Source organism: Algoriphagus halophilus (assembly GCF_900129785.1).
Lineage (GTDB): Bacteria > Bacteroidota > Bacteroidia > Cytophagales > Cyclobacteriaceae > Algoriphagus > Algoriphagus halophilus.
In genome coordinates this window covers 1,421,291-1,443,651 of record NZ_FSRC01000001.1, presented here as the reverse complement: position 1 = coordinate 1,443,651, position 22,361 = coordinate 1,421,291, and the positions used below count along the sequence as shown (strand labels likewise).

At 38.2% G+C, this 22,361-nt stretch carries 16 protein-coding genes; 2 read left to right on the top strand and 14 right to left on the bottom strand.

Annotation, left to right across the window (positions count from 1 at the left end; translation table 11 throughout):
• Window position 1: 1 nt before the first annotated feature.
• Together BUR11_RS06160 and holA are read right to left on the bottom strand one after the other, a co-directional pair.
• Complete coding sequence (locus BUR11_RS06160; RefSeq protein WP_074223909.1) at window positions 2-2,989, bottom strand: tetratricopeptide repeat protein; 2,988 nt, start codon at window positions 2,987-2,989, stop codon at window positions 2-4.
• A 125-nt stretch (window positions 2,990-3,114) separates the two neighbouring features.
• Entirely contained in the window at window positions 3,115-4,137 is a 1,023-nt protein-coding gene (holA, locus tag BUR11_RS06155) for a DNA polymerase III subunit delta (RefSeq protein ID WP_074223908.1), read from the bottom strand.
• A gap of 123 nt (window positions 4,138-4,260) precedes the next feature.
• Here holA and BUR11_RS06150 point away from each other — a divergent pair, with 123 nt between their 5' ends.
• Window positions 4,261-4,959, top strand: coding sequence for a tetratricopeptide repeat protein (locus BUR11_RS06150; RefSeq protein WP_074223907.1), 699 nt, complete (start codon window positions 4,261-4,263; stop codon window positions 4,957-4,959).
• On the opposite strand, the gene BUR11_RS06145 is transcribed toward BUR11_RS06150, so the two are convergent.
• Together BUR11_RS06145 and BUR11_RS06140 are read right to left on the bottom strand one after the other, a co-directional pair.
• On the bottom strand, window positions 4,960-5,802 hold the full coding sequence (locus tag BUR11_RS06145; RefSeq protein WP_074223906.1) for a universal stress protein: 843 nt from the start codon (window positions 5,800-5,802) through the stop codon (window positions 4,960-4,962).
• An 11-nt stretch (window positions 5,803-5,813) separates the two neighbouring features.
• On the bottom strand, window positions 5,814-6,734 hold the full coding sequence (locus tag BUR11_RS06140) for a 2-hydroxyacid dehydrogenase (RefSeq protein ID WP_074223905.1): 921 nt from the start codon (window positions 6,732-6,734) through the stop codon (window positions 5,814-5,816).
• A gap of 251 nt (window positions 6,735-6,985) precedes the next feature.
• Between BUR11_RS06140 and BUR11_RS06135 the strand changes: the two genes are divergently transcribed.
• Window positions 6,986-7,759, top strand: coding sequence for a DUF2911 domain-containing protein (locus tag BUR11_RS06135; RefSeq protein ID WP_317045229.1), 774 nt, complete (start codon window positions 6,986-6,988; stop codon window positions 7,757-7,759).
• A 76-nt stretch (window positions 7,760-7,835) separates the two neighbouring features.
• Here BUR11_RS06135 and BUR11_RS06130 read toward each other — a convergent pair whose 3' ends face one another.
• From BUR11_RS06130 to BUR11_RS06085, 10 genes are all read right to left on the bottom strand, one after another.
• Entirely contained in the window at window positions 7,836-9,539 is a 1,704-nt protein-coding gene (locus BUR11_RS06130) for a sodium:solute symporter (protein ID WP_074223903.1), read from the bottom strand.
• A 103-nt stretch (window positions 9,540-9,642) separates the two neighbouring features.
• Window positions 9,643-12,087, bottom strand: coding sequence for a PIG-L family deacetylase (locus tag BUR11_RS06125; RefSeq protein WP_234982109.1), 2,445 nt, complete (start codon window positions 12,085-12,087; stop codon window positions 9,643-9,645).
• A gap of 100 nt (window positions 12,088-12,187) precedes the next feature.
• A complete protein-coding gene (locus BUR11_RS06120; protein ID WP_074223901.1) occupies window positions 12,188-13,324 on the bottom strand; it encodes an acyloxyacyl hydrolase in 1,137 nt (378 codons plus the stop codon).
• Between the two features lie 319 nt (window positions 13,325-13,643).
• Window positions 13,644-14,858, bottom strand: coding sequence for a tetratricopeptide repeat protein (locus BUR11_RS06115; RefSeq protein WP_074223900.1), 1,215 nt, complete (start codon window positions 14,856-14,858; stop codon window positions 13,644-13,646).
• Window positions 14,859-14,885: 27 nt separating this feature from the next.
• Window positions 14,886-17,426: a DNA gyrase subunit A gene (gene gyrA / locus BUR11_RS06110; protein WP_074223899.1), complete on the bottom strand. Its 2,541-nt coding sequence runs from the start codon at window positions 17,424-17,426 to the stop codon at window positions 14,886-14,888.
• A 95-nt stretch (window positions 17,427-17,521) separates the two neighbouring features.
• Window positions 17,522-18,544, bottom strand: a complete 1,023-nt coding sequence (locus tag BUR11_RS06105; protein WP_074223898.1) for a hypothetical protein — start codon at window positions 18,542-18,544, stop codon at window positions 17,522-17,524.
• A gap of 88 nt (window positions 18,545-18,632) precedes the next feature.
• The gene (locus BUR11_RS06100) at window positions 18,633-19,142 is read right to left on the bottom strand and encodes a hypothetical protein (RefSeq protein WP_074223897.1); all 510 of its coding nucleotides are present in this window, start codon (window positions 19,140-19,142) and stop codon (window positions 18,633-18,635) included.
• 122 nt (window positions 19,143-19,264) lie between these two features.
• Entirely contained in the window at window positions 19,265-19,915 is a 651-nt protein-coding gene (gene rpe, locus BUR11_RS06095) for a ribulose-phosphate 3-epimerase (RefSeq protein WP_074223896.1), read from the bottom strand.
• Between the two features lie 37 nt (window positions 19,916-19,952).
• Window positions 19,953-21,608, bottom strand: a complete 1,656-nt coding sequence (locus BUR11_RS06090) for a S8 family serine peptidase (RefSeq protein ID WP_074223895.1) — start codon at window positions 21,606-21,608, stop codon at window positions 19,953-19,955.
• Window positions 21,595-22,269, bottom strand: coding sequence for a hypothetical protein (locus BUR11_RS06085; protein WP_074225139.1), 675 nt, complete (start codon window positions 22,267-22,269; stop codon window positions 21,595-21,597). The genes BUR11_RS06090 and BUR11_RS06085 overlap by 14 nt, the downstream gene beginning before the upstream one ends.
• Between the last annotated feature and the right edge of the window lie 92 nt (window positions 22,270-22,361).

Below are 22,361 nucleotides of genomic sequence, written 5' to 3'. Positions count from 1 at the left end.
TTTAGTTTAAAGTTTGAAGTTTAGTTTGAGCCATCGATTTTATTTCTTCATTCGTAGATTTCTCCACAATAGATTCCAAAGTTGCCTTGGCTTGGAAATCTTCTCCAAGTGTCACATAGTTGTCGGCCAAGAGTAAAAACATTCTTCCATACCAATACCCGAAGTCTACAAATGGTCCGGAGAAATCAAATATGGTCTCATTGGATTGGGCGACATCTCCCTTTTCCTGAAATGAATAGGCCAACCAATACAAGCCTTCTGCTCCTTGTTCTGTTTTGTATTCATTCACCAAGGTCATCAACGTAGTTTCAGCATCTGCCTTTCTATTCATCTCACGCTCGGCTTTTGCTTTTGTCAGCAAAGCCTTTGGAGTAGATTCTGGAATAATACCATCTAAGGTCAATAAACGATCCGCGTTGGTGATTGCCTGATTGTATTTTTTGGTTTCAAAATTCGCTACCATCAACCCCTGTACTGCTTCGGCCTCTTCAATTTTGTTTCTGGCATTTTCCGCAGCAGTTTGTAGGTAAGGAATTGCTTGTTCGAAGTTCCCGTTTTCTAATTCAATTCCCCCAATTCGTTGAATAGCTCTTACTCTTTGAGGGGAAGCCGGTTCATTTTCCAAGGCCTTAAATTGAGCCAATGCCTGATCCTTATTTCCCAACTGGAAGTAAGAATCCCCCAAGAAATACAAGGCATCTGCTTTTTGAGCGGATTGAGGATAATTTCTCAAGTAGCTTTCAAAAGCTCTGGAAGCCTGCGTATAATTTTTATCAAAATACATACTTTTAGCCGCCTCAAATTCAAGAGATTGAACACTTGTATTGGATGGATTGGAACCTTTGTACCGTGCCAAATAATCCGAAAACTCACCCGATCGTCCTTGTAAAGCCAAGGTTTCCTGCAAGCCTTTCAAGGCAGTTTCCGCATTTTGCGCATTGGGATGTCTATCCAAAATGGTTTTATAATCCTGGATGGTCTGATCATAATTCTGCATGGAGAAATTAGCAACTGCCCTACCCTCCAACGCATATGGAACAAAAGGTGAATTCGGTTTTCCATTTATCAAATCAGAATAGGCCCGGGAAGCTTCAGCGTAATTGGTCTCCTCCATGTTAATCTGACCCTTTTGATACAAGGCATCTTCGTAATACAAACTGGAAGGATACCTGGAAATCAGCGCATCTAATTGATACAATGCCTCTTGATTTCTAGTTTGGAAATTCTGAACCACCGCTAATCGATAATAGGCATAATCTATCCCCGAATTACTCTCATTTATTGCCTGTTGGAATACCGAAGCAGCTTCAGAAAACCTCTTTTGTACGTAATAGCAATCTCCTAATCGGAGCATGGCATCGTCGTAATTTTCTTTATTATCACGACCTCTCAAACGATCAGTGTATGTTTTGAAATGGATTTCGGCCTGAGGGTATTTTTGAGAATTGAAAAATGCATAACCCAGTCCATATAAACTTTTGGTCAAATAAGAACTAGAAGTACTACGACCCAAAGAAATCGCCTGTTCATACGATTTAATTGCTTGAGGAAGCTCCCCTCCTGCAGAATAAGCTTCTCCTTTCCAAAAATGAGATTCCAATACAATAGTACGGTCAACAGGATAAGCCAAAGACTTATCCAAATAGGCAATTGCTCCATCCCATCTTTGATCCCTGAAGTATACCATGGCCTGATAAAAGGCTACTTTTTGATAAGCTGATTGAATTCTTGGAGACTTATTGGTGATTCGGTCCATTTGTTCAATCGCCCTTAAATAATCATTGGTGTTGACCAAGGCCTCCGAAAGCAAGGTCTCCATTTCAGCTTTATGGGTTCCATTTGGATACTTATCCAAATACTCATCTAAAGCAGCAATTGCAGCTTGAAAACTCCCCTTTTGAAGGTTTACTTTTGCATAATTAACCAATGCATCTTCCTGAATTTGTAGGTTGAATTCAGCTTTGGAGGCCGCAGCGAAACTGGTGGAAGCAAACTGATAATTTTCCTGCTTCAAATAGGCATGTCCCAGGTAGTAACTACTTGCCTGTCCTAATTCATCATTTGCTGAAGCTGAATTTTTCAAATATTCAGCGGCTCTATTGTAGTTCTGAATTTCAAATAAGGAAATTCCAGCTTTATAAATCTCCTCTCTAGATAAGGTACCTTTTCTGGAACTGATATAAGATTCATAGTGGCTGGAGGCATTGGCATAATCTTGCTTGGCATAATAAGCTTCCGCCAAGTACAAATGAATGATTTCAGGTTTTTCTAGTTGCTGTCCTGTACCGAATTTAGGCTCTGCATAACTGATCAATTGATCGTAACTACCTGTATTGTAATAAAGTGCTGCTATTAAATAAGGAACTTTACCTGAGTAAAACACATCTTGAGAGGCGGTATGGAGATCCGTAATTGCTTTTTCATGATCCCCACTTTCCAAAGCAATGTATCCACTATAATAATAAGCATCAGGACTGACTGAGGTATTCAAGACTTTTGCCTGGTCAAAAAATGGAGCTGCTTGTCCATAATTTTTCATTTGAAAATGCCCAAATCCTTGTTTGAAATAAAGGTCAGCTCGGTTTTCATCTCCAAGGCTATTTGGGTTTACCAATGCATAACTTTCATTGGCTTCGGTATAATTTCTTTTATAGAAGAAGTGATCTCCCAGGTACAAACCGGCAGAGGTAACGGAAGGATGGTTGCCATGATCATAGATGTAAGATTTCATTAATCCTGGGCCATCTGGACTTTCAACCTGTAAAGCGGACATCGCTCTATTCAATTCCGCAGATTTTTTTTGCTCATTGGTCAAATCTTCATTTAGAAGACGGGTGTTATCGTATAATGAAGCAGAAAAAAGTTGCTTTTCAAATAGCTCAGTCTGATGATCTAAGGGATATTGTGGACTAGTTTGATAGAGTGTGGATTGCGAAACAGCATCCAAACTCATCCCCAATCCAACAAGCAGCATCAGGTAATATTTCATAGACAGTAGTTGGTTTTAGCACCCAAAAAAATCAGGCATGAGATTCATTTCATCCAAATCAATGGATAAAAGAATAGTCCCAAGACAACAAATTCTTTTGGTTTATTTAAAATTAGCTTCGGTAATCAGTGCAAAATCTTGTACACGAGTTCGCGGAGGATTTCACCATGCGTCATACTACCGGAGTCAACCCCTTTAGAACGCAGATCTGCCTCTTTGATGTATGTAAACACATCAATTACCTTGCCCAATTTGTAGTTACGGGCGGATTGGAGGTACTCTTTGGCCACAAATCTAGGTACACCGATTAAGGAAGCGATCTGGTCATCGGTGGCTCCTTTTGCTTGATGAATTAAAGCCAGCTTCGAAAAATAATTGTACATCAGTGCAAAAAGTGGAATAAGTGGGTGAGATTTAGGGTTTTGTATAAAATAATGGATGATCCGGTTGGATTTTTCCGCATCTCTAACCCCTATTGCTTTCAATAGCTCAAAGTTGTTGTAATCTTTATTGATCCCAATATATTTTGAAATATCGGGAATCGTGAATTTTGTAGGTTCCTGGAAATTGATGAGCATCTTACCCACCTCATTGGTCATCACTTCCAAGTTGTTGCCTATGGCATCAGCTAGAAACTGAGCTGCTCTGGGTTCAATATCATGTCCAATATCTTTGAAATATTGGATCACCCACTCTGTCAATTTATAATCCGGTACTTTATCAGAAGTGACATAGACCGCATTTTTCTGCAGTTCCTTGGAAAGCTGTGTTCTTTTATCCAGCTTTTTGTATTTATGTGCAACTACTAAAATCGTACTTGGAAGCGGATTTTGGGAATAATTGATCAATAGTTTCTGGGATTCTTCTTTTCCTAAATCCGGTAAACTTTGAGCCTCCTTTACAATCACCACTTGGCGCTCTGCCATCATTGGAAACTTCCTGGCATTATTCAGTATAAGTCCAACATTACTGTCTTTTCCATACAAAACCACTTGATTAAATCCACGCTCATGTTCGGCGATGGCATTCTTTTCAATATACTCGGTGATTTGATCGATGTAAAAGGGCTCATCTCCATCTAGAAAGTAAATGGGAGCAAACTTTTTCGCTTTAAGATCTTTAAGTACAGCTTGGGGTGATTGGGCCATGAATAATACTAACTCTAAAGCTTAAAGATAATAGGCTGATTGGTTTGGGTGCAAAAACATCAGAAAGATTATTTGGTAAACTATTCCTGTCTTAACTTTGTATTACTGAATAAAAATAAAAGAATGACTTTCGAGGCAGGAATAGAATTATACAAAGCAGGTAAATTTGAAGAGGCACTGTCCCTCTTTAATAGCTTGATATCCAATTCAGAGAAAAATCCAGAATTTCACCTTTTCAGGGGTAGGATATTATCTAGATTAGGAAAAACCCAAGAGGCAATGGCCGATTTTGATATCATCATTGAGTTAGACCCCTACAATACAAATTATATCTCAGATAGAGCAGTAGTTCTTCATCTATTGAAAAGAGATGAAGAAGCTTTGGCAGAATTTGATCGTGCCGCAAATCTTGACCCTAAAAACCCTTACAGGTATAGCAGCAGGGCATACTTTAAAGATAGAATCGGGGATCTTAAAGGAGCGATTGAAGATTATGAAAAAGCAATTGAGTTAGATCCAGAAGATGCAGTTTCCTTCAACAATAAGGGACTTGTCGAAGAGAAACTAGGTTACAAAGAACGTTCTCAAAAAAGCTTTCAAAAAGCAGATGACCTGGTAGGCAGGCCTCAACCTGAATCAAAACCTGAAACACCTCCTACCCCTCCTATAGAAAACACAGGAAAAGCTCCTAATGAACCTCAGGAAATTCCTAAAAAGATCACTGTATCTTATTATTTCCGAACATTGGGATCACTTTTTACAGATCCGAAGACACGGTCAGAATTCAAAGATTTTATCCAAGGAATTTTTAAAAAGAAATAGTTAAAGAGATTTGATGACCCATAATGGCTTATTGATGAAATAAGCCATTTTTTTTGAAAGATTTTTTGCGAAGATCTGATCAAAAAAAGATTTCTTTTTACTCAATGTTACCAAAACATCCCCTTTGGAAGTTTGCAGGTAATTTTCCAAACCCAAAGCCAAGTCATCCCGATAGGATTTCAGTACAAAACTGACTTTATCATATTTTACAAATGGAGAGATTTCATTGACCATTTCTTTATGCAGAGATTTATCAATGGCTTTGTGGGTACTACTTACATGGACTATATCGATCTCAGAATCAAAAAACTGAGCCATTTCTATGACCTTTTGAATGGCAATTTTATCCTCTTCCAGATAATCAGATGCATATACCATTTTTCGGGGCTTTTTGAAAAATACTTTTCTTGGAACCACAAATACATCTGTACTGGCTTCCTCAACAATTTTACTGGTTTTCGAACCTATAATATGCTCTCTTAAATCATTAGTCCCTTCAGTCCCCATCACTATCATATCTGCTTTGATGTGTTCTGTCTCCGCCAAAGTTGAGGGAACAATCTTTCCATTTTTATAGGAGATCAAGCAGCTTTTTAATCCCTTAGGTAAACTCTCCTTTAAAATAGCTTGCTGGAGATTGATCATTTTTTCTTTGATGAATTCTTCTTGATGGTAACCTTTCGAATCCAAAGGTGAAAGCTTTTCATAGTCCTTTTTATTTAAAACATGGAAAAGCAGCAAGTCTGCTTGGTAAAACTCCCCCAATTTTGCTGCATATTCAATTGCATTTAAAGAACATTCTGAAAAATCTGTAGGGCAAATAATTGTAAAAGTTTTGGACATAGTTAAAAATTTTAATAGCCTCTTTTTCGAATAACAAGGTTATTCAATGGCTTGTTGGTTTGTATTCTTCGTATGTTATCTACCACCTGTGGAGCAGCAGCACTAGGATTGGTTACGCTGGCAATATGTGGCGTGAATAGAATCCTTTCATCCTCCCAAAAAGGATGCTCTTTGGGCAGAGGCTCCGTTCTGAATACATCCAAAAGCGCACCAGAGAGGTACCCCTTATCCAAGGCGATGATCAAGTCCTCCTCTATTAAATGTTTCCCTCTTGCTACATTAATCAGAAAGGTTCCTTTCTTACAAAGTTTAAATAAATCAATATTTAAAATCCCTTCTGTATCGGGTGTCAAAGGCAAAAGACAAACAAGTACATTTACTGTTTCTAAAAATTCACTCAATTGGCCCTGGGAATAATAGGGATATGGAAAATCCTCTTTTTCTGAGAACCCAAAACCGACCACATCAAATCCCATAAATGCAAGTTTTTCCAATACATCACCCCCCAGAGCTCCCACTCCCATCACACCAACTTTAACGTCTATTTCGGGATTGCTCATATCCCAAACTTTCCGCTTTTTATCTTGTTGATACCTTGTAAACTGCCGATGAAAATTCAATACCCCCATGATGACATAATTAGTCATGGATAATGTTAATTTTTCATCCACAATTCTTACCACTGGAATATTTTCTGGCACAGATTTATCTCTCAAAATATGATCGACTCCTGCTCCCATGGAACTGATCAATTTTAAATTTGGAAAAGATGAAAGAATACCTGCTGGGTGGTTCCACAACATGACCACTTCCACCAAATCCGGATGATTAATTTCAGGATAGACTTGAACTTCTAAATCCGGGTCTTGATCCTTTAAAACCTTGATCCAAGGATCAGCGTTCTTCCCTGGACAAATAATAGCTAAACTCATAATAATTGAAAAATATAACCTAGATAGGTTTCATTTGATTATACTATACTAAAAACGAAATTACTGATACTTTCATTACAAAAGCTCATGATTTTACATGAAATTACAGGATTTCTAGAAATATTCTGAGAGAAAATTCGATTTAATTTACATAACACGTATTACTGTATATGAAAAAGTATGCTTTTCTTAATTTATTACTATTCACCCTACTAGTAACTGACTTTCAAGTCTTTGCACAGCAAATTGAAATGCCCCAAGCATCACCCTCTGCCAAGATTGCACAAAAAGTCGGATTAACAGACGTAACGGTATCCTACAGTCGGCCTAGTAAAAAAGGGAGGAAGATATTTGGTGAACTTGTTCCTTATGGAGCGATTTGGAGGACAGGAGCGAATGGAGCTACTGTTTTGAGCTTTTCCACAGATGTTAAAATCCAAGGGAAGGATGTTCCAAAAGGGCAGTATGCATTGTATTCTATTCCTGACAAAAAATCCTGGACTATCATTTTGTCAAAAAACACCAAACTCTGGGGAGCTATTGGGTATAATCCAGAAGAGGATCTAATCCGATTTGATGTTACCCCTACCAAGACAAAAAAAGAATATGAGACCTTCGAAATCAGTTTTACGAATATGACTGATAAAGGAGCTGACCTAATGATGGCTTGGGATCAAACCAGCGCAAGTTTCCATATTTCCATGGATTCAGACCCCATTGTTATGGCCCAGATTAAAGAATATGTTTTAGATCAGGATACTGACAACCCTTCCTTGCTCTACGAAGCTTCAAGCTATTACCTGAATACGGGAAGAGATTTAAATAAAGCCTATGAATGGATTCAGGAATCCGTACAGACTGACCCTAAATATTGGGCCTACCACTTGAAGGCTAAAATAGAAGTTGCATTGGGTCTAAAAACTGAAGCCATTGAATCTGCTAAAGAATCCATTGATTTGGCTGAGGAGGCTCAAAATCCAGATTATGTAGGTTTAAATGAACGATTGATTCAATCCCTGAAATAATGAAGCAAGAGGGAATAAAAAAGGGAATTATCGAAACGATAATTCCCTTTTTTTGAATTTCACTTTTCTTTCTGTTTTACTTTTTAACCATCAATTGGCCAATAGCTGCAAATAACATGACAGCCAAACAACCGATCGCATTGTACCATAAAAAGCCTATGTTCCAGACAAAATCAAATAACCCTAGGCCATTTCTAAAATGGATTAGCAGAATAAGCGCCTGAGAGCCCAAAGCGGCAATAAAAACCGCTTGGCCTTTGATCCACTTCATGAAAAATCCCACAATAAAAATCCCTAGGATTGTTCCATAGAATAGCGAACCTAATAAATTAACGGCTTGTATCAGATTCTCAAACAAAGAGGCATAGGTTGCGAATAAAATCGCCCCTACTCCCCAAAAAGCTGTAAAGAATTTAGATGAATGTAAATAATGCTTGTCAGAAGCATTCTTTTTTATGGATCGCTTATATAAATCAATGGTACTGGTAGAACCTAATGAATTCAATTCCGAAGCACTGGAAGACATGGCCGCAGAGAAGATCACAGCAAACAATAATCCAATGACCCCTTTGGGCAGGTTATCCATGACAAATCGCATAAACACGTAGTCTGTATCTCTGGTTTCAGCAACCGGATCATTCGTAACAATTAATTCCTTGACCTCATCCCGGATCTGTTTTTGTTCTTCTTTTAGAACTTTTAATTCTTGTTGAATTTGATTTTCAGATGCCACGTCTTTCCGATCGATCGCGGAAAGTAATTCCTGATACGTAGCCTTACTTTCATCAAAATTGGCAGTATATTTTTCTTCTAAAAGCTCAAAATCCGCAGCATATTCACTCTCTCTTAATTTGTCGGTTTGGACTTTGTTAAATACTACTGGAGGTTGATAAAACTGGTAAAAAACAAATACCATCACGCCAATAAACAAGATGACAAACTGCATTGGAATTTTAAGAAAGCCATTCATAATCAGCCCCATCCTACTTTGAGAAAGAGTCTGTCCAGAAAGGTAGCGTTGCACTTGGCTTTGATCTGTTCCAAAATAGGATAGGAACAGAAAAACTGCAGCAGTCATCCCTGACCAAACATTGTATCGGTCCGCTAGATCAAATTCAAAATTGACCATGTTTAAGCGGTCCATCTTTCCCGCTACATGCATCGCTTCCTGAAAAGAAATAGGAAGCATTTGGATTACTATAATTCCTGCGAGGATCATTCCTCCCATCATCACAGCCATTTGCTGCTTTTGGGTAATGGATACCGCCTCAGTACCTCCGGAAACCGTGTAAGCGATTACCAAAGTTCCTATCAAAATATTGGTCCACGTTAAATTCCAGCCCAATAGAGTGGATAGGATGATCGCGGGGGCATAAATCGTAATCCCTGCAGCTAATCCTCTTTGAATAATAAACAATAAGGCTGCTAAAGTTCTGGTCTTGAGGTCAAAGCGATTTTCTAAATATTCATAAGCAGTATAAACCTTTAGTTTATAGTAAATAGGAATAAAGCTTACCGAAATAATAATCATCGCCAGAGGCAATCCAAAATAGAACTGAATAAAACGCATTCCATCCTCATATGCCTGACCTGGAGTACTTAAAAATGTAATAGCAGACGCTTGAGTCGCCATAATTGACAAACCAATGGTCCACCAATTCATGGAATGTTTCCCTCTCAGGTAGGAATCTAAACTGTTCTGTTGGTAGGTTTTATAAACTCCATAAGCAGCAATGGTTCCCAAGGTTCCAAATAAAACTATCCAATCGATTAAACTCATGAGAAGGCATTTTGAATCCAGGTGAACAATGCAATAATTATTAATAGGCTAGCCAATAGTCCTACGTATAAGTTTTTCCAACGTATCGGTTTCTCTTCCAAAACTATTGTTCGATTAAGTTTATGAATAATTTTATTGCACCTGGAACCCCAGCTGGTAATTCCCTGAAAAAGGAAATTCCCGTATACACATAATGCCCTTTTCCATATTCTGCATAGATCAGTGAGCCATTCATAAAGGGTTCATCCGGATCTTGAAATTGCAAAGGAGTGCTGTATTGCTCTGAAATATCGGTCACAAAATACAAGCCTCTTTCCTGAACCCAACCTTCAAAATCAGCTTCCTCTATCTTATTAGGACCAGCTAGTATAGGGTGGCTCCAGTCTGCCTTGAAAGGAGAATTCTCTACAGTAACCCGATCTCTACTCAACTGGAATGGATAAGGCCCCATATCTTCAGATAACAATCCACCGGTGGTATTGTATTGAACGATCACATTACCGCCTTGGGCGACATAGTCCATCAATATCTTCTGATTTTCAATTAAATCAGTATTGGTATTATAGGCTCGAATTCCAACGACTACCGCTTTGAACTGGCTTAAATAATCCAAAGAATAATCAGTTGAACCAATCGTAGCGACTTGGTATCCCAAAGAACTTAACACACTAGGTACATCATCACCAGCACCTTCAATATAGCCAATTTTATCTCCGGATATTTCCCAATCTGCTTTAATCAAATTAATTGAAGAAGGGCTAAAGTAGGTCAAGTTGGGAATATGACTATAAGAAATTCGATTCGTTGTTTGATTATAAACCTCACCCGATTCAGTGACATAATTAGCCGTCACAGTCAATTTCTGATTGCTCCCCAACGTAAACAATACCTGGTATACTTTCTCTTTATTCAATTCATTGGTTTCTACCGAAGTGATGGAATATTGACTCTTCTCCAGATTTTCAAACGTCAATTCTCCTTCTTCCAATTCATCCGAAAAATGAACTGTCACTGAAAAATCCTGATCTACCCCGTCCACCAAAATGACATTTTCTTTGGACACAGATAGGTCAATTTTTGGAACCACCGTGAAAGGTTGATTTACTTCTCCATCTACCCTGCTATTGTATTTATAGGTTAAGGGAAGGCTTATGGAAATTGGATTCCCTTTGTATTCCAAAGTCAAAATTCCTTGGAGCTGATTGTCATCAAAGGGCTTTCCAATATCAAGTTGATTCTTTACCTCATAAAGTGCTCCATCGGTTGGTTCTTTTAACCAATAAGGTTGGGAAAGAGGGACATCTGAAGGAAGGACAATCTGCTGATCTACCTCCATTAGCACATTGTAATCCAGATTTTTATCAATTCGATTTACCCCAGCAATATTCTCAAATGAAAGGACTTTTAAATGACCATCTGATGGGTTAGTAACTTCTAAAGTGGTGGTGATCTCCTCTCCTGGATACCCTAACTCTTGATTTACGATCCATTCAGCTTCTATTCCTAATGAAGATATAATCAACTCATCAATACTCTTCAGTTTCTCCTTCACCCAAATAGCTGGGTCAGAAAGACCTGTCAATTTCTTTTTAATGGCCAGTAATTTATCAAGATTGTTTTGAGGGTTTTTAAAATCAAAGGAAGCTAAAGCTTGATCGATTAACGCTTCAATTTCCTGACCACCTGGGAGCGTTTCCCAACGGTTGATTACCCCGTCAAAAGCAGAGTTCTCTGCTGGTTCACCTGCTACAAACTGTATGTGATCCAATGCTCCTCCATTTCTTGGAGTACTTCCAAACCCTTGAGATTTGTGCATGGTGCGACTATCTGCAGCAATTTGGCTGTAGGTCTCACCCAACAATGGATTGTAATCTCCTGTAGGAAACTCAAAGTATTGCTCGCCTTCTACTTTTTCAAATTCTCCTCGGAAATTATAGGTATTCCAAAATACCCTTTTGGGCTTCCAAGGATCAACGTATTGAAGTTGTTCAGGGAATACAGTAGGGTCGCCTGCTATTGAAAGAGCCTCTCCTGCTAAAATTGCGGAAGTAGTATGTTGACCATGATTCCCACCACCTGGAATGGTATTGAATCGAGTAATAATAATATCTGGCTGAAAATTTCTAATCACCCATACTACATCAGAAAGAACTTCCTTTCTTTCCCAGTTTTGAAAAGTTTCATTTGGAGTTTTTGTATATCCAAAATCAATGGCTCTGGAAAAGTATTGGCGTCCCCCATCTGTTTTTCGAGCCTGCAGTAACTCTTGGGTTCGAATCTGCCCGAGTTCCACTCCCAATTCCTTCCCAATTAAATTTTGACCTCCGTCTCCCCTAGTCATACTTAAATAGGCTACCTGCAAATTTTCCCCATTTGAGAGGTAAGAGATCAATCGTGTATTTTCATCATCAGGATGTGCGGCAACATACAATACCCGTCTCGTTTCTTTTATCTGCTGCAATTTCTGATAAAGCAGTGAGGAGGAAACGGACTGTGCATTAGAAATCTTGAAAGAAAATAGAACTAAGATCAGTGCAAAAGCACGCATTACTATCGATTTGGTCATAAATGGGCTTGGTAAATCATCACAAGCTAAAATATGACAGCTTCAAATAAAAATATTTTGTGATTAATGGGGAATCTATCTGCTATTTGGAACGGGTATATTGAACTTTACCCGGAATCGTATAACCCATCGTAAACTCGAAAAAATCTGCTTTTGCTTTATGGGCCTTAATTTGAATACCCATAAAGATATGGTTATCAAAACGATACCTCACTCCTACACGTTCATAAAACCAAGTCATTTCATTATTAAACTCTGACCTATCCAAATACACTCCTATGGCTACAGGAGCATACAAATGTTTATTGATCTTCCATTCCCAAGAACCCACAAATGCAAAAGAATTGGCATCCCAAAAATTCGTGTTTTCCCCAGGCCAGCGCTCATTGACTCCTGCTCCATAAAACCAATCCAAGCCCAAACCTACCCGATACTTGTAAGAAGCTTCCCATAGGTAATTTATTCCTAAGCCACCCCTAAAATAGCTTCCTTCATCAACCTCATAATTTTTATAGCCCAGGTACATCGCAATATTCCAAAACCCTCTTTTTTCTAATTCCGGATAGTTGACCGCCTCAGTAGGAAGAGGATGTACTGAACCCAATTTTGTTTTCACTCCAATTCCAATTGGAATGTAATTTATTCCTGCATTTGGTCTTTTAATCGCACCATTGGAAAAATGCTTTAAACCTATGGAACCGATCAGGCTGACTCGATTTGAGAGCTTATAATTGGCCTTAAATCCCAAATGGATGTAGGAATTTAAATTCGTACCTACGAATTGGTTTAATGGGTTTGATTCGGCATCGTAAGGCTTAATATGAAATCCCAGTCCGATCTGTCCAAAATAACTTAGGTAAAAATTATTATAGATTCCAGGGCGAGAAAAAGGCATTTCGATAAAGCCATAGATTCCCATAGGTCTACCCAATTGGTTGGAGTACCTTGTCATGGAGCTAAACCCTACCCCCATACTAGGATATCTATAGAGGTAATTGTAGAAGGTATTTTCGATTTTTCTCCATTCCATTCGGATATCGATCCCTGTATAATCTTCAGTTTTTTTGATTTCCTCAGCCCAATCTTTTCCATTGCCAAGTAAAGGCCCATTTTCATAAGTGACCACAAGAGATTTTTGAAATTTGACCTGGCCAAAACTTGAAAGAAAAAAAAGAGAAAATAAGGTTGTGAGGGCTACCGACCTTTTAATCAAAGACATTCTAAAACTTACTAGACTAATAAAGGGTAAAGATACTAAGGATAGAACAAACAATATCTCCATTTTACCAATTTCCGTGAGTCTGATTTCCTTCTTTACTTTTCTAATAATTAATAAGAATTAATTGATATTAATTTCCAAATTTTTTTTCACCCTAAACGCTAAGAAGAATTAAATACCAGGCCAATGTATTGAGGTAAGAAGACTATATAATGTTAGTTTCATGACCCTATCTGTCTTTCAACAGTAAGCTAATTGAAAAACTCTTTGGCACAAAAAAAGGCCAACCTTTCGGCTGGCCTTCTATCTTTTTTAGAAATTACATTCCACCTTCCATCCAATTTGGACCTTTCAGCTCGATCAATTTTTTATTGTACTTATCAGCTTCTTCGGTATTCTTTAATCTTGTATGAACTTGGAAAAGAATCTCCATTACATCTGTATTTTCTGGTCTGATTTCCAACACTTTAGTGAAATAAGGAATAGACTCTTTATAATAATTATCAGCTTCTTTACCCATAGCTTCTGACTTCTTTTCCCACTCATCATCTGGAAGAGCGTTCAAATCAGCCAAGATTTCTCTAGCTCTGTCTAACATCAAAGCTCCAGTGTAGAAGTTACCATCATAGAAATCAGGATCTACTTCAACAGATTTCTTATAATCTGCCATAGCTCCATCCATATCACCTGATTTCTCTTTCAAGAACCCAGATCTTAACAGGATAGCAGCATTATTAGGATCTGATTTCAATGCCTCCTGAATAGAAGCCATTGCCTCATCCATTTTATTTAATTGAAGCAATAATTGGATTTCATATTCAGCTAGAATCTTATCTTCTGGATATTCTTCTCTAGCTGCCATTACCATATCATAAGCTCCTTCAGGGTTTTCATCCTGACCACTCAAGATTTGAACCATGAAATAATAGGTATTCAATTTATCGTACTCTTCTACATCCAAAAGCATGTTGAAATGCTTTTTAGCCTCATCATACATACCCAAATCATTAGCCAAGAAACCTGCATTGTAATGGATGGTTGTATCTTCAGGAGCAATTTCACCTGCCAGGTCAAAGAAATAGTAAGCCATTTCCTGATCATTTTCATTGTATCTTTCAATTGCTTTATCGAAAGAAGTATTCTTAAGCGTATTGATAGAATAAGGTCTTAAATTATCAGGAACACCTATTACATCTTCTTCCCAAATATCTTTTCCGATACCATCTTCTTTATTACTACCTCCCATTTCAAAAGCTTTCATAAAAGTAGCAAGGGCTGCTTGTCCTACTTCATATGTTTGCTTGGTGTTGGAAGAATCAGAACCAAACATTTTGGTTTCGATTTGTGCTTTGATTAAATACGTCTCAGGATCTACTCCTGTCTCAGGGTCAGCAGTTGCAGCTTCGATATCAGATAATGCTGTTTGAAGATCACCAGATTTGAAGTTCTTTTCTGCAGACCTAACTACTTTTTTTTGTCCAAAGGCCAAGGTTGTCGCACCAATTAAGGCCATTGATAGAATTAGCTTCTTCATTATTAGCGTTTTACTTTTTTTGTTTGGTTAATCATTTGGTTCATCCCCCGGTGATTCAGGAGATTCGTTTGTTGCTTCCGGAGAATCTTCAGAAATTTCAATATCAATTTCTTCTTCCTCCTCTTTCGTGATTTTTTCTACCGACGAAATACTATCTTCTTCTCCTACTTTTATCAATCGAACTCCTTGAGTAGCTCTTCCCATAATACGGAGGGTATCCATAGAGATTCGGATGATAATTCCGGATTTGTTAATAATCATTAAATCGTCAGAATCATTCACTTCTTTGATCGCAACCAATGCACCGGTTTTCTCCGTCACATTCATTGCTTTCACTCCTTTACCTCCTCTATTAGTGATTCTGTACTCTTCTAGATAGGATCGCTTACCATATCCATTTTCTGAAACCACCAATAAAGTAGCTGACTCATCAGAGGCACAAACCATGCCAATCACAAAGTCATCCTCGCCTGTCAAAGTAATCGCTTTTACTCCTGTAGCGGTCCTACCCATCGGTCTTACAGCAGTTTCAGGGAAGTGAATAGCTCTTCCGGATTTAGCAGCAATTACGATATGTTGATCCCCATTAGTCATATCTACTCTGACTAATTGATCATCTTCTCTAATATTTAAAGCAATAATACCATTGGTTCTTGGTCTAGAATATTGCTCTAATGTTGTTTTCTTTATGATTCCTTTTCGGGTTACCATCACCAAGAAATGATTGTTGATATAATCTTCATCATTCAAATCATCTACTTGAATAATTGATCGAATCTTATCGTCCGATTGAATATTAATCAAGTTTTGGATAGGTCTGCCCTTAGAGGTTTTAGATCCCTCTGGAATGGCATAGGTCTTCAGCCAGAATAATTTCCCCTTATCAGTAAAGATCAATAGGTAATTATGGGTAGAGGCAGTAAAAAGATACTCAGTGAAATCATCTTCTTTGGTACTTACTCCTCTAGATCCAACTCCTCCTCTACCTTGAGTTCTATATTCAGTTAAGGCGGTTCTTTTTACATATCCTTGATGAGAAACAGTGATCACTACTTCTTCGTTTGGAATCATGTCCTCATAGCTGAAATCCTCTGCATTATGCTCAATTTCAGTTCGCCTATCATCTGAATAACGGTCTTTCATCTCCGTCAGTTCCTCTTTGATGATCTCCATTCGCTTATCCTCGTTTTCAAGGATGAACTTCAATTCTTCAATTAAAGCCATGATATCCTTGTATTCCTGGATAATTTTATCTCTTTCCATTCCAGTCAATCGCTGCAATCTCATGTCGAGAATCGCTCTTGCCTGAATTTCACTCAACTCAAATCTTTCAATTAAGCTATTTCTTGCCGTTTCTGGATCTGCAGAATTTCTAATCAAAGAAATTACTTCATCCAAATGATCCAAAGCTATCAAATACCCCTGTAGGATGTGGGCTCTTTTTTCAGCTTCTTTTAATTCATACTGCGTTCTGCGGACAATGACCTCATGCCTATGATCTACATAATGAACAATCAGATCTTTCAAATTGAGCGTATAAGGTCTTCCTTTAACCAAGGCAACATTATTCACTGAAAATGAAGTCTGTAACTGAGTATGTTTGTATAAGTTATTTAAAACAACTGATGGAATTGCATCTCTTTTTAATTCATAAACAATTCGCATTCCTGATCGATCAGATTCATCTCTGATTGCGGAAATTCCATCAATTTTTTTCTCATTGATCAATTGAGCGGTTTTTTCAACCATGTTGGCCTTATTGACCATGTAAGGAATTTCAGTGATGACAATCATCTCTTTATTCCCTCCATCTTTAGTCTCCACGTTGGCCTTACCTCGCATGACAATTCTACCTCTTCCTGTTTCAAAGGCAGCCTTCACCCCATTATACCCATAAATGATACCGCCGGTAGGAAAATCAGGAGCAATAATATGTTCCATCAATTCAGCTACGGTTATCTCTCTGTTATCGATATAAGCGATAATACCTGAAATAACTTCCCCTAAATTGTGAGGAGCCATATTCGTAGCCATACCTACAGCGATACCAGAGGCACCATTTAAAAGTAGAGCAGGTACTTTGGCAGGTAAAACAACCGGTTCTTTTAAGGAATCATCAAAGTTGAATTGATAGTCCACGGTCTCCTTATTGATGTCCACCAGCATTTCTTCGGCAATTCGCTTTAAGCGCGCCTCAGTATAACGCATCGCAGCAGGGTTATCCCCATCGATGGAACCAAAGTTACCTTGTCCATCCACTAGTGGATATCGAAGTGACCATGGTTGTGCCATACGAACCATGGTGTCGTACACAGCTGAATCACCATGAGGGTGATATTTACCGAGTACTTCCCCTACGATTCTCGCAGATTTTTTATAAGGTTTGTTATGAAGTACTCCTAGTTCTTGCATCCCGTAAAGGATCCTTCTATGAACTGGCTTCATTCCGTCACGGACGTCTGGAAGTGCCCTGGAAACAATAACCGACATCGAATAATCGATGTAGGCTCCACGCATTTCCTCTTCAATGTTAATTGGTATGATGTTCTCGTTTTCTCCTTGAGCCATATAATGCTTTTGTAGGGTCGATTATTAGCCTGCAAGATAGTAAAAACCCAATGGTTTGAAAAGAGAAAATATTGTCTTAATACGTCTTTAAAAACTTAATACCATTGACCGACTTTTCTGTTCTGATAATTAAAAATGCCGCTACCCCTGTACTCTATTCCATTGTGCATGTGTTTCATCACTACCCCACAGCCTGCAATTTTACACCTTTTGGTACCGGGAAACCTAACGGCAAAGCCAACCTGCATTCCATATAGAGTTTGCTTAAGGTTTTGAACTTCAGAGAAGTCTGAGGCAGCATAGGTAAAATCTCTAAACTCTGCTCCACCTTTGATGAACATTTTGGTGTACTCCGAAAAATCCCGTTCAATACGCAAAGCTATTCCCATATAAGGCTTGTCTCCCACGGCAAGTTTTGGTTCATACATAGCGCCACCTGCGACCACACTTTGATCCACAAAATTCTTCATTTTTAATTGACCGAACTCACCTTCTAGGATAAATCTCCATGGATACACTTGTTTGGAGCGCTGAGTCAATTCTGATTGCATGTAATAATTAGCTGATGCATATCTTCTATACTTCCATTTCAAAAATGTCTGTCTTCTTTTAGCATCAAATAAAACCAGCCCTACTGTACCATATAATTTACTGGCCTGATACGATCCTCCTTCAAAACCAAATTCAAAATCCCCTCCTCTCATGGTAGACATATTCCCCCATTCCTGACCGTATCCACCTCCAATGGTTAATAAGTTGAAGAGGTTGATTCTCAAACCGGCATTGAGGACAGGAAAAGTCCAGTCATTACTTTTCATTTCCAATGGATTATCTTCTGAAATATCCAGAGGTTGATCAAAATTCTGAAATTGGCTGAAATTTGGATATAAATCAGGATTCGCAGTGTAAAAGGGAGTTGAGAACTGGTGGTAAGCGGCACCTGTAGAAAGCTCTATGCTAAACATTTCCAATACATTTCTTGCTGCGTTCCCAATAGCACTTTCACTTTTAGGGTTCTTCGCTTTTTCAGATATTCCAAAAATATCCTCTCCTTGGGCAAATAAGGCAGTAGAAATAGAATAAAATAAAATGAATAGGGGTAGCTTTTTCAACTTCATAAAATGGTAACGATTTTTTCCTTTCCTTGGTGTGAAATTAAAAAAAAAGCCTCCACAAAGGAGGCTTTCACGTGATGTTTATCAGAAATTATTTTCCTTCTCCTTCGTTACCATCTTCACTTTCCTCTTCATTTTTAGCTTTCATTTCAGAAATTAAAGCTTCTAATTTTTCTTTGACAGCAGGATCTGATTTCTGCGCACCATTTACTTTATTATAAGTAGATGCACCCAAGATAGAATCATTCATGATCAATTCAGTCTTGTATTCTTTTACCACATCCTGAAGAGAATTTTGAAAATCCTGTACTGCTTGATAAGCTGCCTTTTCTTCTTCTGTCACCTCGGCTTCCGCCATTTTTGCTTCATCTCCCCAAGCAGCTTTGATTTCATTATATCTAGCTCCTCCTTTGAAGATCTCATTTTCCAAAATCATAGCTCTAAGCTCTTCAGTTTTGGAATCTACATACTCGGAAGTCATCACTTCCACATTGGCAAATTTAGCTAGCTCCTCATTTGTAACTTCTTCCGCTGCTTCCTGCGCAAAACCACTCATTCCAATAAACGCGAAAAACGCTCCAAACAACAATACTTTTTTCATAATCTTCTCTGATTTTAGTTTTCGTAAGATGTTCAATAAATAAACCACAATCCAAAAAATCAAGTCTTTTTGGGTTAATTAAGGTATTTTTAGATAAACGGTAACAAAAAATGCAAAATCCTCTAAATTGATTTCAATTCCTTAATTGTATCTAAAGGATTGGCGGAGTTAAAAACAAAACTTCCAGCTACCAAGATATCCGCACCCGCTTCTTTAAGTTTAGGAGCATTCCCAAGATTTACTCCACCATCAATTTCAATTTTGGTTTTTGCTCCTTTAGAAATTATCAAGTCCTTCAACCTAGAAATTTTTTGATAGGTATTCTCTATAAACTTTTGTCCTCCATACCCAGGATTTACAGACATCATGCAAACAATATCTACATCTTGTATAATCTCGCTCAATAAGTCCACTGGGGAATGTGGATTCAAGGCCACTCCCGATTTAGCCCCCAAGTGATGGATAGCTTGAATGGTTCTATGTAAATGTGTACAGGCTTCTAAATGCACAGAAATTGTTTCCGCTCCCACTTTTCTAAATGCCTCTAAGTATCGATCAGGATCCATAATCATCAAATGAACATCCAATGGTTTGGTCGCATGCCTGTGAATTGCTTCCGTGACTGGGAGACCGAAGGATATATTAGGTACAAATAGACCATCCATGATGTCCACATGAATGTAATCTGCTTCCGAAGAGTTAAGCATTTCTACTTCCTTTTGCAAATTGGCAAAATCTGCAGCAAGGATTGAAGGGGCAATTTGAATTGACATAGTTTAAATAGAAATAGTATTCATAAAAGGCTGTTGATTATTGCCTAAAGAGTTTGGTTCGTTTTAGGTGTTGACCATCTTGCAATTGCACCATATAGAAGCCCGGTTCCAAACCTTGCAAAGAAGTCCTGAAAGGATCTTTGGGTGAGTTCCTTAGTAAGATAGCAGTTTGAAGAGTTTTTCCATTCATATCGATAATCGCAAACTCAGCACTAAGGCCTTGACCAAAATAGATGGTCAAATTATCTTCTGCTAAAGGATTCGGAAAAACTTTCCAAACTATTTCCTCTTCTCCACTTACACTTAAAACTTCCCCAAAATAGGCATCATAAAAGTTTGGTATTCCAAAACCCAGTTCATTGTCTTGAGCATCAGCCTGAGTAGCACTACGGATTAAATTCTCTACCAATTCAGCTCTGGTCCATTCTGGCTTGGCTTCCCAAAGACCTGCTGCCAAAGCAGTAATCTGAGGAGCAGAAAAGGATGTTCCATTTGAAAAACCCAGATTCCCATTGGACTTTATTAAGGCAACTCCATTTCCATAAGTAGTTAAATCTGGTTTTATTCGACCATCGCTTGTAGGTCCTCTGGAACTAAAATTGGATACTTCCAGATTTTTATCTACAGCACCTATGGCTAACACGAACTCTGAGTCAGAAGGTGAAACTAAGCTGGTTTCTGCCGGCCCATAATTCCCAACACTGTTCACAATAAGAATCCCTTTCTGGGCAGCAATATTGGCTCCTTGAGCGATCACAGTTGTTTTCCCATCCAAATCTTCGGGGGAATAATTCATGGTTGGATCGTCAAAATCATAATACCCTATAGAACTATTAATGATATCTACTCCCAAGCTATCGGCAAATTCTGCTGCTCGAACCCAATTGTATTCTTCTACTTTATATTCTGTCGCATCTTCCTCCGTAATCGCTAAAAAATAATCTGCATCAGGCGCACCCGAGACTAAGATTCCTTCCTCCTTGGCTGCAATTAGCGAAAGTACATTCGTTCCATGCTGATTGGAGGTAAAAACATGATCAGACCAAGGTTTCACAAAATCTTTGGTCGCTACGATCTGTTCATTCGTAAATAAGTGGGCTAAGGCATTGGACTCATCAGTACCAGGAAAACCTGCATCAAAAACCGCTACCATGACCCCTTTGCCGGTAAAACCTTCCTCATGCATCTCGGGAATTCTTAACAAGCTATTTTGAAAATCGTAAGGGTTCTCATTGGTCCCTAATTTACGATGATTGACAGGCAGGCTTATTTTTAAACTGACAGTGGCAAATATTTTCTTGGCAATCCTGGTATTTGGACTAGGGACAAAGCCCAAAGCCACCATTTCCACTCTTTCAACAAACGGAAGGGATTCAATTTCCAAAGCTCCTTCTTCATCAGTCACCAAAACCAAGGCATTTAGCCACTTGCTTGCATAAAGAACCTCTTGGACGTTATTGGCAATTTCATCGATATACTTTTGCGAAATCGGTAAATCTAAAGAATCTGGAAGCACTCCTTCCTTTGCTCTTCTGGCTAATGCTTTTGATGATAAAAATTGTTCAGGTTGATTTAAAGAATACTCCTTTTGGGGTTTAAATTTAAAAAACACTGCATACCGGTCCTGGGCATGGGTTTGAAACCACATTCCTACCAAAAGAATTGTCGAAAATAGCAGTTTATAATTTTCCATGCTCGGTAATTGTCATATGTAATTTACTTCCTCCATCAATTAACTGATCACCCAGACAATCGTTTCTTGAACAATACGTGATAACCTCTTCATAATCTTCTACCAACCCAATTCCTTTTTCAAACACCTCGTATCGATGATCCCGATAGGTAACTAAATCATCTGCCTCCTCTTGATTGATTTGGATTCTTTTATTGGAGGAGTTGGCCGCAATTGTTTTTAACTCAAATAGATCTTCAGGAGCATTCAAATAGTTATTAGAGTCCCAAGTGGTCCCATCAGAAGGAGGAAAAACCAATGCGATGACTGGTTGATTTTGTATCGTCCGAATCAACGTATTCCCTCTTCTTAAAAGGGTATATTGCTCCAATGGGTCCCACTCTAATTGATCATAGGATTTGCTTCTTTGTATTATAAATACTACTTCATTCGCTTCATTGATATAGGTAGATTGGATGATGTCCTGCAAAAAATAAGCGTCATCTTCAGAATCATTTTCCCCAAAGTAAATCGTTTCCTCTACCTCATAAACCCAATAATTACCCACCTCAAGGGGCTGAAAATCAAATTCTAATTCAATAGGATTTTCATCCAACTTTCTCTCACAGCTAAAAAACAATCCCAAGACCACTAAAAAAACAATAGGTACAAGTTTGTTCATAGATTCCATTTTGAACTTAAAAATACATTAATTTCCTGTTTTACCTGATTCTTAAAAGATCATATTCTTACAGATTCCTTTTCCTAGCCCAA

What these genes read in the sequence shown, in the direction of transcription:
- BUR11_RS06145 (WP_074223906.1), bottom strand. Translation starts at nt 5,802, where the DNA reads ATGTCCAAAACTTTTACAATTATTTGCCCTACAGATTTTTCAGAATGT.
- BUR11_RS06115 (WP_074223900.1), bottom strand. Translation starts at nt 14,858, where the DNA reads ATGAAGAAGCTAATTCTATCAATGGCCTTAATTGGTGCGACAACCTTG.
- rpe (WP_074223896.1), bottom strand. Translation starts at nt 19,915, where the DNA reads ATGTCAATTCAAATTGCCCCTTCAATCCTTGCTGCAGATTTTGCCAAT.
- BUR11_RS06120 (WP_074223901.1), bottom strand. Translation starts at nt 13,324, where the DNA reads ATGTCTTTGATTAAAAGGTCGGTAGCCCTCACAACCTTATTTTCTCTT.
- BUR11_RS06160 (WP_074223909.1), bottom strand. Translation starts at nt 2,989, where the DNA reads ATGAAATATTACCTGATGCTGCTTGTTGGATTGGGGATGAGTTTGGAT.
- BUR11_RS06140 (WP_074223905.1), bottom strand. Translation starts at nt 6,734, where the DNA reads ATGAGTTTAGCTATTATTTGTCCAGGGAAGAACGCTGATCCTTGGATC.
- BUR11_RS06085 (WP_074225139.1), bottom strand. Translation starts at nt 22,269, where the DNA reads ATGAACAAACTTGTACCTATTGTTTTTTTAGTGGTCTTGGGATTGTTT.
- BUR11_RS06135 (WP_317045229.1), top strand. Translation starts at nt 6,986, where the DNA reads ATGCCCCAAGCATCACCCTCTGCCAAGATTGCACAAAAAGTCGGATTA.
- gyrA (WP_074223899.1), bottom strand. Translation starts at nt 17,426, where the DNA reads ATGGCTCAAGGAGAAAACGAGAACATCATACCAATTAACATTGAAGAG.
- BUR11_RS06100 (WP_074223897.1), bottom strand. Translation starts at nt 19,142, where the DNA reads ATGAAAAAAGTATTGTTGTTTGGAGCGTTTTTCGCGTTTATTGGAATG.
- BUR11_RS06105 (WP_074223898.1), bottom strand. Translation starts at nt 18,544, where the DNA reads ATGAAGTTGAAAAAGCTACCCCTATTCATTTTATTTTATTCTATTTCT.
- BUR11_RS06090 (WP_074223895.1), bottom strand. Translation starts at nt 21,608, where the DNA reads ATGGAAAATTATAAACTGCTATTTTCGACAATTCTTTTGGTAGGAATG.
- BUR11_RS06125 (WP_234982109.1), bottom strand. Translation starts at nt 12,087, where the DNA reads ATGCGTGCTTTTGCACTGATCTTAGTTCTATTTTCTTTCAAGATTTCT.
- holA (WP_074223908.1), bottom strand. Translation starts at nt 4,137, where the DNA reads ATGGCCCAATCACCCCAAGCTGTACTTAAAGATCTTAAAGCGAAAAAG.
- BUR11_RS06150 (WP_074223907.1), top strand. Translation starts at nt 4,261, where the DNA reads ATGACTTTCGAGGCAGGAATAGAATTATACAAAGCAGGTAAATTTGAA.
- BUR11_RS06130 (WP_074223903.1), bottom strand. Translation starts at nt 9,539, where the DNA reads ATGAGTTTAATCGATTGGATAGTTTTATTTGGAACCTTGGGAACCATT.